This window comes from Bacillus cereus group sp. N8, assembly GCF_016483685.1.
Lineage (GTDB): Bacteria > Bacillota > Bacilli > Bacillales > Bacillaceae_G > Bacillus_A > Bacillus_A proteolyticus.
In genome coordinates, this window is the sequence record NZ_JAEHBK010000004.1 from 202,626 (window position 1) to 218,455 (window position 15,830).

Genomic DNA, 15,830 nt, shown 5'->3' on the forward strand with positions numbered 1-15,830 from the left:
AAGCGGAGGCGACTGCTTAGCCCTGACGGATAAGGTTCTTTCCCACAGAAGGTGCTTTTTACCTTCTCGCGGGGAAGGTTCTTAGACGCGAAGGGCTAGGAGCCGGAGCTGGATTTCTATATAAAGCGGAAGCGGCTCGCTTAGAATGTGAGGGGGATGGAGCTCCTGACGTAGAGGCGCTTTTGGCCTCGCAGGAAGGCGCGAAGCCACCGAACATTCTTGCCAACTCCATAAAAAAAACCGCCAATTGGCGGTTTTTTTAATTTACCTTCTGCTCATTTTCCATTTCCCATAGCTTTTCAAAAAACGGCTGTCCTTTTACAAGGCGCTCGCATAATTGTTCGTGCTTCTCAGACCATCCAGTTTTCGCTTCATCATAAAGTTTAGCCCAAATATCTTCAAATTCCATATGTTGAACCATTCCATATGCTGATGGATCCCACTCTGTGAACCAATAGCGAATTTCAGCTGGATTTTTCGTTGTATGTAATTGATCTAACGCCATAAATAATAATTGTTTTAGCTGTCTTTCTTTACGAGTCAAGCCATTCATAATGAAAGGCGATGGTGATAAAATATGATGCTCTTTTTCAATTTCTTCTACCTGGAACTCATACTTTTCTGCTTGCACATTTTCTACCATCTCATATACCATCTGCTCTTGACGAGGTATAAGCCTACTTTTTCTAATTGGCACATTATAGCCGATTGAATCAATCGCGATAATTCCTTTTCCATCTGTAACTACAAAACAATATTCTTGTTGCAAACGTTCGTGATTTTTACGAATATAAGCCTTATGATGTACGTCTTCCAATAACTTTTGCGGAAGCTCTAACAATTCGTTCTCGATGTAATGATATAATGTGGAATCTACTTTTAATAATGGCACTTGATCTAATAGCTCAATCGTATCATCTTTCCGCCACTCGTAAAAATGACAAACGTTATACCCATTCTCTTCACCTTCAAACCAATTTACCCATACATCATGTAGATATAACATTCTCTACCCCTCACTTCACTACTGTTTGTACCAATCATTATGTTCATTTTTGCTTAACTTTATTCCACTTGAGGAAATATATTCTAATTATTATTTTTTCTTCTATAATATATAAAAAAACAAGAGATAGCTCTCCTGTTTTTTTACGAAACATGAAATGTATTTGCTTTATTCAATATTTCTTTCGCATCTATAGATAATAAAGAAAGTGTATCTTCTCCTTCAAAAGCTACGCAATCTTTTACAATATGGAATCCAAGTGCATAGCCAAGCATTTTTGGATACGGGTGCAGTCCATTTAATAAAACATCATGCTCTCTCGTACCTCTCTTTACATCTATTCGTTCTTGTATTGAATTTCTCCAATAATAAATAGCATCTTCTTTTGAAATGTAAGTAGTCCACGGTGCGCATCTTTTTTCTGTATACCTTTCATATACAGCTTGCTCAGCTAAGCCTTCCATAATCATCGTATCAAGTAATGTATACTCTGTTTCTTTCGTCTCAATTTGATGCAATCTACATATATGATGATATTCATGCGTTAATAAAGCTTTTAGTTCCTCTACTGAATTACGTCCACATACGAATAAGAAAATAACGTGACGCATAGATAAACCAGCCTTCCCGTTATACTCTTCTTGTACCGTTCGATTATATGAATCTGATAATAAAATAAAGATAGGAACATCTGGACCTTTTAGCCAATTTTTTAATTTTTCATACTCCATGCTAAGTTCTTTCCAAATTTCTTTTTTCTCTAATTCTTTAATTTCCTGCTCACCCCGCATTACCGGGCGATACATACCTCTAGAGATTAAAAAGCGATACAACCTCTCTTTTGGCAATGGAATATACTTTGTAAATTTCTCACAAAGTTTTTCTGGGCGTCCATAATACAGGTGTAACCATTTTGCCGTATCAACAACCCCCATCTTCATCCCTCCTTTTTTTATGTATATGCGAAAAAAGGAAAGAGCGTAAAAATAAATAAGGTGTTTTTTCGTAGTTTGTTACGAAAAAACACCTTATTTTATCTATTATTTATACGATTTAAATACTAATACTGCGTTATGACCACCGAATCCTAATGAATTACTCAATACCGCGTTTACTTCTTGATGTCTCGCTTTATTTGGGACGTAATCTAAATCACAATCTGGATCTGGCGTTTCATAGTTAATTGTCGGAGGAATCACTCCGTCTGTAATTGTTTTAATAGAGAAGATCGCCTCAACAGCACCCGCTGCTCCTAATAAGTGACCTGTCATTGATTTCGTTGAGCTAATCGCTACTTTATATGCATGCTCGCCGAAAGTTTCTTTAATTGCCATCGTTTCATACTTTTCATTCGCATCTGTACTTGTACCATGCGCATTAATGTAATCAATATCTTCTGGCTCTAGACCTGCATCAGCTAAAGCTTGACGCATTGCACGCACTCCGCCTTCACCGCCAGGAGCAGGCATTGTAATATGGAACGCATCACCCGTTGCACCATAACCAGCAATTTCCGCATAAATATGGGCACCACGTGCTAACGCGTGCTCTAATTCTTCAAGAATAAGAATTCCTGATCCTTCACCCATTACAAAACCGCTACGGTTTTTATCGAACGGACGGCAAGCCGTCGCTGGATCTTCATTAAATGTTAATGCTTTCGCTGAACTAAATCCAGCAAATGCCATACTTGTTAACGGTGCTTCTGCTCCGCCCGTTATCATCGCGTCAGCATCACCACGCTGAATTGCTTTAAATGCATCTCCAATTGAGTTTGCACCAGATGCACAAGCCGTTACAGAACAAGTGTTAATTCCTTTTGCTCCTGTAGCGATTGATACTTGACCTGCTGCCATATCTGGAATCATCATTGGTACGAAGAATGGACTCACACGGCGTGGACCTTTTTCAGTAAAAATCTTAAATTGTTCTTCGTATGTTTCCATACCGCCAATACCAGAACCAATCCATACACCAATTCGAGGTCCGTTTTCTTCTGTAATTTCAAGGTTCGCATCCGCAACTGCCATTTTCGCTGCTGCTACTGCATATTGTGTAAAGCGATCCATACGGCGCGCTTCTTTTTTATCAATATATTTCTCGACTTCAAAGTCGTTAATTTCTGCTGCTACTTTTGCTGGAAACATTTCTGGATCAATTCTTGTAAGTCGTCCGATTCCAGATACACCCTTTTTAATGTTTTCCCACGCTGTTTCAACATCTGTTCCGATCGGTGTAACAGCTCCTAATCCTGTAATTACGACCCTCTTTTTTTCCATACAAAATACACTCCTTTTTTTCTCTCAGTCCTTATTTACCCCAACGAAGAGCGACTGCTCCCCATGTTAATCCGCCGCCAAAACCAACAAGTATAATTAAATCACCGTCTTGAATACGTCCATTTTGCAATTCCTCTACCATCGCAATTGGAATTGAAGAGGCTGATGTATTACCGAACTTTTCAATTGTCATACTCATTTTTTCTTTCGGTAAATTTAATCTCTCTCTTGCAGATTCCATAATACGAATATTCGCTTGATGTGGTACTAAAAAGTCCACATCCTCTTTCGTAAGTCCTGCTTTTTCTAACACACGAAGACAAGAATCACCAAGTTGACGAACGGCAAATTTAAAGACTTCTCTGCCATTCATCATAACATACTCGTCTTGATAAAGATGCTTACCACCACTTCCGTCCGCTCCTAACTCGAATGAAAGTACACCTTTTCCTTCCGAAACAGCTCCCATTACGATAGCACCTGCTCCGTCCCCAAATAGTACTGCTGTATTTCGGTCGTTCCAATCTACAATTTTGGATAGTTTGTCACTACCAACTACTAATACATTTTTATAAGTCCCCGTTTGAATAAATTGCTGCGCTGTAATCATTCCGTACATAAAGCCAGCACACGCTGCACTTAAATCCATTGCAGCTGCATGTTTTGCGCCAATTGCTTCCTGGATTACACAAGCTACTGCTGGGAATGCGCGATCCGGCGTTACTGTTGCGACTAAAATAAGATCGATATCCTCTCCGCTAATTCCTGCATCTTCAAGTGCTTTTTTAGAAGCCTCTACCGCCATATATGAAGTATCTATTGTATCATCGGCAATGCGTCTTTCTGCAATTCCCGTTCTCGTACGAATCCATTCATCAGATGTATCTACGATTTTCTCTAAATCGTGATTTGTGACTACTTTTTCTGGCACATATCTTCCGATCCCTAAAATGCCCACGTTCACATCGCAGCCCTCCGTTTTATATCAATTATTATGACTTGGTACTAATTTTAAAACATAAATGTACTTTTGTCTAGAATATATTTCAGCTAAAAAATAAAGACGGCGTATTACCAACTTTATTTTTCATTAAAAGAAACAGAAAAATCCCTACCATTTTGAAATACAAATTACTCCATCATCTTATCCTTACTTCACTCAAAACAAAAAGGCCCTTACCGCTTCTACTCACGGCTTGAGCCTCCTCCCCTCCAAAAGACGGGTTAATTCTTTATCAGCTTCCCTTCAAAACTAAGACCTTCGCCTCATCACCGCTCTGGCCTTACCTCGCTCGAAACAAAAAAGGCCCTTACCGCTTCTACATACGGCTTGAGCCTCTTTCCCTCTCAAAAAAGAAGGTTTTTTTTATTCTTTATCAGCTTTCCCAAGCTCATATGCTTCGCCCATTACTTTCATCAATAGCTCTAACACCGGCTGTGCTTTCTCCATATCAAGTGCAATTCCATTATCATCTAAAATTGCCTTAGCTTCTGGTAAATGCTTCATTGCGATTTGTAAAAATTGCATGCTTTTTTCGTTCATATATGCTCTTCCTCTCCAATAAAACTTTAAATTTATAGTCCATACAATAGTGTAACACGTACACTACCCTTCGTATAACTCTTTATATTTTTTCATATGTGCCAATTGTTTATTTAAACCAAATTCTAACGGCGTATTTCTTTTAAGAGAAACAACCTCTACCGCTTCATTTCTTATATGCTCATCTTTTTTGTTTACCTTACCATCTGCATGTAAAAGGCTCATACCTTTTTCCCATAATGCTTCTTTTCCACTAAGTAAATTATATATACCGAGGTGCTTTACATTCATTCCATTTTCCCATAAGTATTCACATACATCTTCAACGTAAAGTAAATCACTTCCTTTTTCTTCACTTATACAACGGCACTCTTTTTCATCAAGTTCTGATAAAATGAGCTGATGATACATCATAAACGACGGTTGCCATGGCCCATATAATGTAGGAACTCGATATGCACTATATTGTAATTCTCCTTTTTTCACCCCTTCTTCCACTTTCGAAAACAGACGTTTGTTTTCGGATTCTTCAGTGCTTCCTATTTCAATAGAAGAAATTAGATTTAACTTTACTTTATTTTTTTCACACATTCTTACGATTCGTTTTAAATATTGTAATATGACTCTTTCATTCCGAAAGCCACTTTGCTGATTCGGCTCATACAAACAAAAATAAACTGTATCGAAACTCTCTTCCTCTACCGATCGCCATCCGTCTTCATCCCTTATAGAATAGTACGTAAATAACGCATTTCGCCCAATCAACAATAATTTCTCTTCATTAATTTTTGTCATACTATCAAATTCATCAAAATCAAGACCATATACTTCTACTTCTTCTGCAATCATTTTATTCACAAGGTGATAACCTACAAACGTAAGTGCACCTATAATCAGCACGCGTTCCATACCACCAACCCTTTCCCCTTGAAACAAATAGCTCCTCATTTATGTATATGGGAGCTTCACAATTCTTCTTCATATTTTTTAAAGAAATCAGTCGTTTGCCTAACCATTTTATATTTCACATCTTGGAGATGGAATAAGACAGAAGTATCGCATTGATTTAATTGCCTCATTTTCTCGTATTTACGTAACAATTGTTTTCTTCCTCTTTTTTCTTGTGTTGATACGAAAATTTTAACAGGTACACAAGACGGAAGAAGCGCAAATGATTTCTTATTTATTTTTGATTCTAATTCTTCTTCTTTGGAATCATACGCCAAACTTAATTCTTTCACTAATCTTTTGTAAAAAAACTTATGCTCTTTCTCAAACTCCACATATTCTGGTAAATCTAAACACGGATTTAACATAACGACAGAACGTATACATTCAGGGTATTTGTTCATCATTTCAAGTGCTACAAGCGCACCCATACCATCTGCCATAATGTGCATTTTCGTATTTAATGTCTCTTTTCTTAGTACGACATCATACAAACGTTTTGCAAGACGAACAGCTCGATCGTTTCCCCAATGTCTTCCGTATAAGTTAGACGAAAAGACTGTATAGCCTTTTTCGATAAGGCCCTGTAAAAAATAAGCTCTTCCTGCATGCTGTGTCCATAAACTTGTACCATTCTCAATAAAATAGTTATAATCTCCTAGGAGCATAACAGAAAATCCATTTGGCTTTTCCGGTAAATAAATTACACATGGTTCTTTTTCTAAGTAAAAAAAACGTTCCGTAATACTCATTTTTCCCCCGCCTTATTTTCTAAACGTATAAAAGTACTCTTTTATAATGTATGAACAGAATACAAATTTGCGTTGAAAAATCTACAAATATTTTTCTATATTCTTTTTTCAATTGTGTTACAATAAGGACAGATTGAACGAATAGAGGTGTAAAATATGCGTTTCATTTGGGCATTAATTTGGTCGTTCGCACTTGTACATATGATGAGCTATGTAATCGGCTCTATGACTGGCGGTACATACGATTTTAACCAAGCGTCTATTTTCTCAGTTGTTCTTGCAGTATTAGTATTAGCGATTGCAGCTGCAATTCCAAACGAGCCAGTAGAACAACACTAAAAAGAGTCCGGATTTTATCCGAACTCTTTTTTTACTTTATATGAACAACCAATTGGTTATTTTCTACATCAACCACTACGTGACTATTATCAGTAATCGTTCCTGCAATTAATTCTCTCGCTAATTTCGTCTCAACTTGACGCTGCACATATCGTTTTAACGGACGAGCCCCGTACATTGGATCGAATCCAGCTTCTACAACGAATTCTTTTGCTGCATTTGTTAATTCTACTGTAATGTGACGGTCAGCTAAACGACCTTGTAATTCTTTTACAATTTTATCAACAATACCTTTGATTTCATTCGTTGTAAGAGGTTTGAATAAAATGATTTCATCGACACGATTTAAAAATTCTGGTCGGAAATGTCCTCTTAATTGCCCCATTACAAGTTCTCTTGACTCTTCTTTAATAGAGCCATCTTCTTCTAATCCTTCTAATAAGTGAGCAGATCCAATATTTGAAGTCATAATAATAACCGTGTTTTTAAAGTCTACTGTACGGCCTTGTGAATCTGTAATGCGTCCATCATCTAACATTTGTAATAAAATATTAAACACTTCTGGATGTGCTTTTTCAATTTCGTCTAACAAAATAACAGAATATGGTTTACGTCTTACTGCTTCTGTTAATTGACCACCCTCTTCGTATCCAACATATCCAGGAGGTGCACCAATCAAACGTGACACGGCGTGTTTCTCCATATACTCAGACATATCGATACGAATCATTTGCTCTTCACTGTCAAATAACGTTTGTGCTAACGTTTTTGCAAGCTCAGTTTTACCAACACCTGTAGGTCCTAAGAAAATAAATGAACCAATTGGACGATTCGGATCTTTAATACCAGCGCGCGCACGAAGAACTGCGTCTGATACAAGGCTTACCGCTTCTTCTTGACCAATCACACGCTCTGATAAAATTTGCTCTAAGCGTAATAATTTCTCGCGTTCGCCTTCAACGAGTTTTGCTACAGGAATACCAGTCCAGCGTGAAACAATGTCTGCAATTTCTTCTTCACTTACTTCCTCACGTAATAAACGATTTTCTTGCTTATTATGCGCGCCCATTTCTTCCGCTTCTTTTAATTCTTTTTCAATCGCAGGAATTTTCCCGTGACGAAGTTCAGCTGCTTTATTTAAGTCGTAATTCCCTTCCGCTTCTTCTAATTCACGACGCAGACGCTCTAAATGTTCACGTAAGTCACGAACTTTATGAATGTCTTCTTTTTCTTTTTCCCATTTCGCTCTCATACTACTTGCAACTTCTTTTAAATCCGATAATTCACGTTGCAGTACTTTTAGACGTTCTTGACTACCTAAGTCCTTTTCTTTCCCAAGAGCAGCTTCTTCAATTTCTAATTGCATCATGCGGCGCGTTACTTCATCTAATTCTGTTGGCATAGAATCAATTTCTGTTCGGATTGTTGCACAAGCTTCATCAACTAGATCGATTGCTTTATCAGGTAAAAAGCGATCCGAAATATATCGATCTGATAAAACAGATGCTGCTACAATCGCGCGGTCATGAATATTTACACCATGATAAATTTCAAAACGCTCTTTTAAACCACGTAAAATTGAAATTGTATCTTCAACAGTTGGCTCTTCTGCTAATACTTGTTGAAAACGTCTTTCTAATGCTGGATCTTTCTCGATATATTTACGATATTCATCGAGCGTCGTCGCCCCGATACAATGTAGTTCACCACGAGCTAGCATCGGTTTTAACATATTCCCTGCATCCATCGCTCCTTCTGTTTTACCAGCGCCGACGATTGTATGAAGTTCATCAATGAATAATAAAATACGCCCTTCACTCTTTTTAATTTCATTTAATACAGCTTGCAAACGCTCTTCAAACTCACCGCGGAATTTTGCTCCGGCCACAAGTGCACTCATATCTAAAGCGAAGATTGTTCTATCTTTTAATCCTTCTGGTACATCTTTTTTCACAATACGCTGCGCTAATCCTTCAACGATTGCTGTTTTACCAACACCTGGTTCACCAATTAAAACTGGGTTATTTTTCGTTTTACGTGAAAGAATGCGGATCACGCGGCGAATTTCACTATCTCGGCCGATAACAGGATCAATTTTCCCCGCTCTCACTTCCGCCACTAAATCACGGCCATATTTTTCTAATGCTTCATAAGTTGCTTCTGGATTTTGACTAGTCACTCTTTGATTCCCCCGAACTGTCATTAAAGACTGTAATAAGTTATCTTTCGTAATATTAAATCTCGTAAATAATTGATTTATATCGCCTTTTTCTTCAGAAAAAGCAAGTAATACATGTTCGATTGAAATGTAGTCATCCTGCAATTTCTCTGCTTCTTTCCCTGCTCTTACAAGCAGTTGTTGCAAAGCACCGGTTACATATAATTTCCCAGCCTCTGCTCCGCTTCCAGTTACAGAAGGCTTTTTCTTAATTAAACTTTCAGCGCCTTGCTTTAACGCTTCTATATCGACATTCATTTTTTGAAAAATACGTACTGCTAATCCGTCTTGCTGCTCTAATAACGTAAGCAATAGATGAACAGTATCTACTTCTTGATGATGATGAGATACCGCTAAAGACTGAGCACTCATAATCGCTTCCTGTGTTTTCGTTGTCATTTGATTTAAGTCCATCTTTACCGTCCTCCAAATGTTTGACTTTCTTTGACCTTTGATTTGATTATACGCCAACTAACTTTTTTATACAATAATTTTGCTTATGTATTTCAAACTTATTATTGGAAAATGCAAAAAGTAACATTCATTTTCCTAATCAAAAAAGCCGCAATAACGATTGCGGCTTCTGTTACGGTTTTCTTTTATATGTCCACTGACGGTTATGATTTGTGTTCTCTGGAAACCGATCCCCGGCAGTTAATTTCACCATTTGTGGATCTTTCACCATACTTCCCGTTTCACCAATTTCTACATAAATCCCATCATTTGGCGCTTTTTGCCCTGAACGAAACCTGCGATTTTGTCCCATTTCCATTCTCCTTCCATGACGTCTTGCCTCATTAGTATATCCATTTTAAAAGAAAGCTTTTCTGTCATGTTTAGGAAACAAGTACTACCGTTTACTCATGCACATATATATAATTACACAAGATTAAGCAGGAATTATTGGCATATTTGTTGAAAAAAAGAAACCAACCTACTTTAGGCCAGTTTCAAAGGAGAGTCAAACATATACGAGAAGATTACATGTTCATTATAAGTCGCATCGGTCAAACAATGTAACCCTTTTCACAAATTGTACATAATGAAAGAAACATTGTTTGAACTTTCTAAAAAGTTGTTGACTTTCCCTAATTTCCAATGAGAAATAGTAGACACCACAGCGCTTCACGACGTAAGATGGATATATGGTGAAACTTTCATTTACAGTAGTTTCACCCAGTCTAACCTCTTATTTCTGCATATTAAAAACGGAAATACAGATAGAAACAAAAAAATTATTATAAGAGGTGAAATTATGAATAAACAACATTTAATCGCACTAGACCTAGACGGAACTTTATTAACAGACAACAAAATAATTTCTCCAAGAACTAAAAACACAATTGCAAAAGCAAAAGAACAAGGACATATTGTTGTTATTTCAACAGGGCGTCCATTCCGCGCTAGTTACGATTATTATAAAGAACTTAGCCTTAACACACCAATCGTAAACTTTAATGGCGCTTACGTGCATCACCCACTTGATTCAAGTTGGGGAACACATCACTCTCCTCTTGAACTTTCAACGGCGCAAGAAATCGTCCGAGCTTGCTTTGATTTCGGCGTAAAAAATGTATATGCCGAAGTCATGGATGATGTGTATGTCCGTGAAATTGATGAAGATAAAAAACATATTTTTGAATTCGGTTCTCCAAAGATTTTCACAGGAGATTTATTAAATATTTTAAACGACCATCCAACTTGCTTATTAATCGACGCACATGACGAGCATTCCGCTGCAATTCGTCAGCATTTAACAGATATGCACGCTGAAGTCATCGATCATAGAAAATGGGGTGCGCCTTGGCCAATTATTGAAATTGTAAAAAGCGGATTAAATAAAGCTGTCGGATTACAAAAAATTTCAGGTCATTACAATATTCCTAAAGAGCGAATTATCGCTTTTGGTGATGAAGATAACGACTTTGAAATGATCGAATTTGCTGGTCATGGCATCGCAATGGGTAATGCAATTCCTGAGCTGAAATCACTCGCAAATCATACGACATTAACGAATGAAGAAGATGGGATCGCTCTATATTTAGAAGAGGTTCTTGGGTTGTAATCTAAAAATTCCCTGCTTATAGTTTCTCGCCAAACGCTCATACTATTATTAGACGCAAAAGTCAGCGCGTCAATTGTTTTCAGCTAAATAAAGGGGGTTTTTCGAATGGGTAAAAAGAACAAATCAAAACGTTTTATCCAGCAAGGAGCCGATGCTGTTATGAAGCACGATGCAAGATTCCCGTACAGAGGTACATTAGCTGAGGCAGAAAAAGCAAGAAGTAACTCTTCGTCTGGAGGGGTTTAAATGGGGAACTTACTATTCCAACAAGCTAGAGACGCTGTTGCAAGTGCCGTTTCTTGTTCAAGTGGCGCTGAACAACAGGAACTCGTTTATAGAGCAAAAAACTCTTTGCACTCTGCTTATGCCCACTCTTCAACTGCTGAAAAAGTTCAGCTACGTGAAATGCAGGAGCAATTGCAAAACATTACGAATTCGCATTAAAAAAAGAGGACCAGCTTTGGTCCTCTTTAATCTTTTCTAAACAATCCAAACACACCGACCGTTTGCAGTATATTTGTAAATGCACCTGGGTCCACCTGTTTAATAACCCTCTCTAATTCGTACAACTCGTAACGAGTAATAACAATCATTAACATTTCTTTATTTTCATTTGTATAAGCACCTGTTGCTGGTATAGTTGTAATCCCTCTCACCAAGCGCGAGTGAATCGCCTTTCTTACATCTGCCCCGTTCTTCGTAACAATTAACGCTGTAATCTTCACATGACGAGTATGAATCGCATCGATAATTCTCGTTGATACATATAAAGTCACCAACGTATATAACGCTTTCTCCCACCCATATACATAACCCGCAGCAATAATGATAATTGCATTAAAAAAGAAAAAATATGTGCCAACAGGTTTATCTTTTATCTTAGATAAAATCATAGCGATAATATCTAAACCACCTGTAGAAGCACCCCATTTTAACGCAATTCCTACTCCAATTGCAGAAATAATCCCACCAAAAATCGCATTCAATATAATATCATTCGAAACCGCTCGAACTGGGATGATTTCCAAAAACAATGTCATAAATACAACGCATAAAAAACTAAAAAACGTAAACGCCTTCCCAACCTTTTTCCACGCTAAAATAACGACAGGAATATTAAACAAACTAAACAATACTCCTGTAGATATATGAATAGATAAAAAGTCACCTAATATTTGTGATAATAATTGAGACAATCCAGCAAAACCACTCGCGTACACTTTCGCTGGTGTTAAAAATAAATTCATCCCAATCGCGTTTAATAAACCCGCAATGATTACAACGACTAACTTCTTAATAAGTTCGGTATAATTCAGCTTCAAATCCATTTTCTAATCCACCTTTAGTATTCATGAATGCACCGCTATACATAGTCTTTACGAAAAAGGAAATGATAAACGTACAACGTTTAGAAATGGAGTTGATACATATGCCACATACGAGCGATAACGACAAAAAAGCACGCGATAATAATGCAAAGCGCACTCAAAAAAATGAACAAGAACAAAAAAATATTCAGCAAGGAAAACGTGCATATTCAAAAAAAACCGATCACCTTTGATTACATCGTACATCAACATTAATGTTGATGTACTTTTTTTACATTTCACAGGAAAAAAACATTAAAAATTCACTTCATGTTCACTTCTATATTCTACAATAGCGATAACATATTCGGATGAGGTGTTAGCATGAAAGGAAAAAGTATATTCATTATCACGGCACTAATAAGTATAATAATGCTATCTGCTTGCGGACAAAAAAATGACTCGGCCACAATCGCCACAACAACAAACTCAACCATTACAAAGAGCGATTTCGAAAAGCAATTAAAAGATCGCTACGGAAAAGACATGCTATATGAAATGGTAGCACAAGATGTTATCACTAAAAAATATAAAGTATCTGATGATGCGGTAGATAAAGAAGTAGAAAAAGCAAAAAATCAATATGGAGACCAATTTAAAGCAGCACTAGAAAATAATCGTTTAAAAGATGAAAAAGATTTCCAAGATCAAATTAGATTCAAACTCGCATTGAATGAAGCGATTAAACAAAGCGTTACAGAAAAAGATGTAAAAGACCGCTATAAACCAGAAATTAAAGCTAGTCACATTTTAGTAAGTGACGAAAATGAAGCAAAAGAAATAAAGAAAAAATTAGATACCGGCGCTTCATTTGAAGAGTTAGCAAAACAAGAATCTCAAGATTCATTATCAAAAGATAATGGTGGAGACCTCGGATACTTCGGATCAGGCAAAATGACACCTGAATTCGAAAAAACTGCCTATAAGTTAAAACCCGGCCAAATTAGCAATCCCGTTAAATCACCAAACGGCTATCACATTATTAAACTAACTGATAAAAAAGATTTACAACCTTACGATGAAGTGAAAGACTCTATACGTAAAGACTTAGAGGAAGAGCGTATTGCTGATCCTTCCTTCGGTCAAAAGTTATTACAAGATGAATTAAAAAAGGCGGATATTAAAATAAACGATAGTGATTTGAAAGATACATTTTCTCATCTTTTTGGGAAAGAGAACTAAAATAAAGCACAATCTTATTAAAAAAATAAGATTGTGCTTTTTAATCTTCCATCAATTTTTTCAATTTTTTCAATTTGTTCTTCAAGCTTTTATAATGCCAATTGATATGGTCTAACTCTATCTCTACTTCAATTAACGCATCTATTAAGTCTTCTTTAGACTGCTGAGAGTGTATCATATTTTCAAGCATTTTTTGAAAGCCTTCACTACTCTCATATATATCATATAAATCTACCGCTGCTATTTCACTTTCTTTTTCAGGGGATAATACGGAAAGACGTTTTATTAATTGTTCTAGTACATTCTCTTGCACTATCATACCTCCCTTTTCAGCCGATACTTATGCAGATTTCTTCAACATTTCAAAACTAACCACGGATACCACAACACCTCTTCTGCCTCAATTTCCCCATCATCAATTAAATGGATAATCCGCTTTGCATCTTCATACTTATCAACAAGTGATAAATCATTTAATTTCTTACCAAAATCCTCTTGTAGATTGTTATGAATAAAAGAATAAAAATCATTGTTACTAAAGCCACATATATCAAATCCTAATATTTCATCGTTTTCAACATCAGCAGGTAATGCACTTTCGAGAAAATCATATATAGAAACTTCAAAGTCATTTTCTTCCCGCTCATTCATTAAAAAGTCCGTCCGATACTCTTCTGAAAGATTTAAGCAGATAATTTCTAAGTTTTCTATCCCCTTTAAATAATTTCTCTTAAAGAATCTCGCATCTTCTAAATCTTTAAAAACATTCGGCCAGGCAAACTTTGCTTCTTCCATTAGTGTATCTAAAAAGGTTTGACCACTTTCATGCTCTTCTTTACTAATCCTTAACTTTCCATTTATCACCTTAGCAATAGGATCATTTTTATTTGAATTACACCAAGGAAAAAACCAATAATCCGGAAAGGTAGGCCGAATCCCATTACATATCGTTAAAATCGTTTGTGATAGTCCCTCAATATTACAATCTTCATAGATAAGTTCCCTATCATAGGAAATTATGAGGTATCCAGCGTTATAATATTTCATTTACACACCTCTTTTCTTTTCCATTAAAAATAAATTCAAATTCTCTTTCATATAGATATAACTATCTATCCTTTCTATATTCTTTAAAATATTCCTCTTCCAACAATTCTCTTACTCCCCCTCTCAATTTTTGCTAAACGCAAAAAGAACTATCTCTTCCCTAATAATTTTAGAGAAAAGATAGTTCTTTTTTATTCACTTTATTTCTTAAAGTAAGTCCAACCTTCTTCTTGGTAAACTTTTTCTTCTTTCATCAACTTACCAAGTGCACGCTTAAATGCAGCTTTACTCATGTTGAAACGTTCTTTAATGTCTTCTGGGTGGCTCTTATCCCAAAACGGCATTGCTCCGCCTCGTTCTTCCATATATTCATAAACTACTGCAGCATCATCTTCCATTCCTTCTTCTTTACGAGGAAGCAGTGAAATGTTGATTGTACCGTCATCTTTCACATCAATAATACGACCTGTTACACGCTCACCAATTCGCACTTGCTCTTTTCTTTCAGTATGGTGTAAGAAAGCACGGAAATGTTCATCAGTTAGTATGAATGAACCAACTTGAAGTGAGCGATACACACGTCCATTTACGTTTTTATTACGCATAGATGGCGTTGCATCTACGATAATTTCTTGCATATCACTGTCTCTTGCCGGAAGAGCAATTAAACGATCACGATTCGTTAATTTTAATGTGCAATATAATTCGTCGCCTTCTTGAGGCCATACTGGCATATAAATCGGAAACTCATCAAGTGGAATTAGTATATCTTTTGATACACCAATATCAACAAACACACCTAAACTAGGAATAACTTCTACAACCTTTACCCAATTCCAATCATGCGTTGTAATAATTGGTTCCTTCATTGTTGCTGAAATACGATTTTGGTGATCAAGGTATAAGAATACATCAATTGTATCGCCTTCTGCAATTTCTCCAGCTAATTCGTTTTTATGCAGGAAGATTTCTTCCTCTTCGTTCCCAACCATATATCCGATTTCCGTTTCGCGTAAAACAGTTACCTGTTCAATCGATCCTAATTGCAAATACATATTATTTAATTCCCTTCTATATATATAAA

Annotated in this window: 19 protein-coding genes; 6 read left to right on the forward strand and 13 right to left on the reverse strand. The window is 36.5% G+C overall.

All coding sequences use genetic code 11. The features are described 5' to 3' along the window. Positions 1-259 precede the first annotated feature (259 nt). The 7 genes from JDS80_RS09455 to JDS80_RS09485 all read right to left on the reverse strand — a co-directional run bounded on the left by JDS80_RS09455 (position 260) and on the right by JDS80_RS09485 (position 6,528). Positions 260-1,006 carry a YjbA family protein gene (locus tag JDS80_RS09455; RefSeq protein WP_000966130.1) on the reverse strand — a complete coding sequence of 249 codons (747 nt, stop codon included), beginning with the start codon at positions 1,004-1,006 and terminating at the stop codon, positions 260-262. Positions 1,007-1,149: 143 nt separating this feature from the next. Further along, a complete protein-coding gene (locus JDS80_RS09460) occupies positions 1,150-1,941 on the reverse strand; it encodes a DUF2268 domain-containing putative Zn-dependent protease (protein WP_199638182.1) in 792 nt (263 codons plus the stop codon). A gap of 105 nt (positions 1,942-2,046) precedes the next feature. Next, entirely contained in the window at positions 2,047-3,285 is a 1,239-nt protein-coding gene (fabF, locus tag JDS80_RS09465) for a beta-ketoacyl-ACP synthase II (RefSeq protein WP_071744630.1), read from the reverse strand. Between the two features lie 31 nt (positions 3,286-3,316). Beyond that, positions 3,317-4,249 carry a beta-ketoacyl-ACP synthase III gene (fabH, locus tag JDS80_RS09470; protein ID WP_001100550.1) on the reverse strand — a complete coding sequence of 311 codons (933 nt, stop codon included), beginning with the start codon at positions 4,247-4,249 and terminating at the stop codon, positions 3,317-3,319. Positions 4,250-4,651: 402 nt separating this feature from the next. Next, a complete protein-coding gene (locus JDS80_RS09475; protein ID WP_001003333.1) occupies positions 4,652-4,828 on the reverse strand; it encodes a ComZ family protein in 177 nt (58 codons plus the stop codon). A 63-nt stretch (positions 4,829-4,891) separates the two neighbouring features. Further along, positions 4,892-5,764, reverse strand: a complete 873-nt coding sequence (locus JDS80_RS09480) for an NAD-dependent epimerase/dehydratase family protein (protein ID WP_071744628.1) — start codon at positions 5,762-5,764, stop codon at positions 4,892-4,894. Positions 5,765-5,793: 29 nt separating this feature from the next. Then, positions 5,794-6,528 (reverse strand): lipase family protein, encoded by a 735-nt coding sequence (locus tag JDS80_RS09485; protein ID WP_002149846.1) that lies wholly within the window; start codon positions 6,526-6,528, stop codon positions 5,794-5,796. 156 nt (positions 6,529-6,684) lie between these two features. On the opposite strand from JDS80_RS09485, the gene JDS80_RS09490 reads away from it, so the two are divergent. Continuing rightward, positions 6,685-6,867, forward strand: a complete 183-nt coding sequence (locus tag JDS80_RS09490) for a YjzD family protein (RefSeq protein WP_001211111.1) — start codon at positions 6,685-6,687, stop codon at positions 6,865-6,867. Between the two features lie 31 nt (positions 6,868-6,898). Here the strand turns inward: JDS80_RS09490 and clpB are convergent, their stop codons facing one another. Both clpB and JDS80_RS09500 read right to left on the reverse strand, forming a co-directional pair. Beyond that, complete coding sequence (clpB, locus tag JDS80_RS09495; RefSeq protein WP_199638183.1) at positions 6,899-9,499, reverse strand: ATP-dependent chaperone ClpB; 2,601 nt, start codon at positions 9,497-9,499, stop codon at positions 6,899-6,901. Between the two features lie 172 nt (positions 9,500-9,671). Then, complete coding sequence (locus JDS80_RS09500) at positions 9,672-9,851, reverse strand: YjzC family protein (protein WP_071744626.1); 180 nt, start codon at positions 9,849-9,851, stop codon at positions 9,672-9,674. Between the two features lie 489 nt (positions 9,852-10,340). On the opposite strand from JDS80_RS09500, the gene JDS80_RS09505 reads away from it, so the two are divergent. The 3 genes from JDS80_RS09505 (at position 10,341) to JDS80_RS09515 (ending at position 11,594) form a co-directional block, all read left to right on the forward strand. Further along, on the forward strand, positions 10,341-11,150 hold the full coding sequence (locus JDS80_RS09505; RefSeq protein ID WP_001041222.1) for a Cof-type HAD-IIB family hydrolase: 810 nt from the start codon (positions 10,341-10,343) through the stop codon (positions 11,148-11,150). Between the two features lie 105 nt (positions 11,151-11,255). After that, complete coding sequence (locus JDS80_RS09510; RefSeq protein ID WP_199638184.1) at positions 11,256-11,396, forward strand: competence protein; 141 nt, start codon at positions 11,256-11,258, stop codon at positions 11,394-11,396. Beyond that, a complete protein-coding gene (locus tag JDS80_RS09515) occupies positions 11,397-11,594 on the forward strand; it encodes a DUF3813 domain-containing protein (protein WP_199638185.1) in 198 nt (65 codons plus the stop codon). A gap of 26 nt (positions 11,595-11,620) precedes the next feature. Here JDS80_RS09515 and JDS80_RS09520 read toward each other — a convergent pair whose 3' ends face one another. Further along, entirely contained in the window at positions 11,621-12,478 is an 858-nt protein-coding gene (locus JDS80_RS09520) for a YitT family protein (protein ID WP_071744625.1), read from the reverse strand. 101 nt (positions 12,479-12,579) lie between these two features. On the opposite strand from JDS80_RS09520, the gene JDS80_RS09525 reads away from it, so the two are divergent. Next, positions 12,580-12,711, forward strand: coding sequence for a DUF3941 domain-containing protein (locus tag JDS80_RS09525; protein ID WP_001120851.1), 132 nt, complete (start codon positions 12,580-12,582; stop codon positions 12,709-12,711). 130 nt (positions 12,712-12,841) lie between these two features. Then, complete coding sequence (gene prsA, locus JDS80_RS09530) at positions 12,842-13,699, forward strand: peptidylprolyl isomerase PrsA (RefSeq protein WP_199638186.1); 858 nt, start codon at positions 12,842-12,844, stop codon at positions 13,697-13,699. Between the two features lie 40 nt (positions 13,700-13,739). On the opposite strand, the gene JDS80_RS09535 is transcribed toward prsA, so the two are convergent. The 3 genes from JDS80_RS09535 to JDS80_RS09545 form a co-directional block, all read right to left on the reverse strand. After that, a complete protein-coding gene (locus JDS80_RS09535; RefSeq protein WP_199638187.1) occupies positions 13,740-14,012 on the reverse strand; it encodes a hypothetical protein in 273 nt (90 codons plus the stop codon). Between the two features lie 41 nt (positions 14,013-14,053). Next, positions 14,054-14,746: a hypothetical protein gene (locus JDS80_RS09540; protein ID WP_199638189.1), complete on the reverse strand. Its 693-nt coding sequence runs from the start codon at positions 14,744-14,746 to the stop codon at positions 14,054-14,056. 200 nt (positions 14,747-14,946) lie between these two features. Then, positions 14,947-15,801 carry a CvfB family protein gene (locus JDS80_RS09545; RefSeq protein WP_071744621.1) on the reverse strand — a complete coding sequence of 285 codons (855 nt, stop codon included), beginning with the start codon at positions 15,799-15,801 and terminating at the stop codon, positions 14,947-14,949. Between the last annotated feature and the right edge of the window lie 29 nt (positions 15,802-15,830).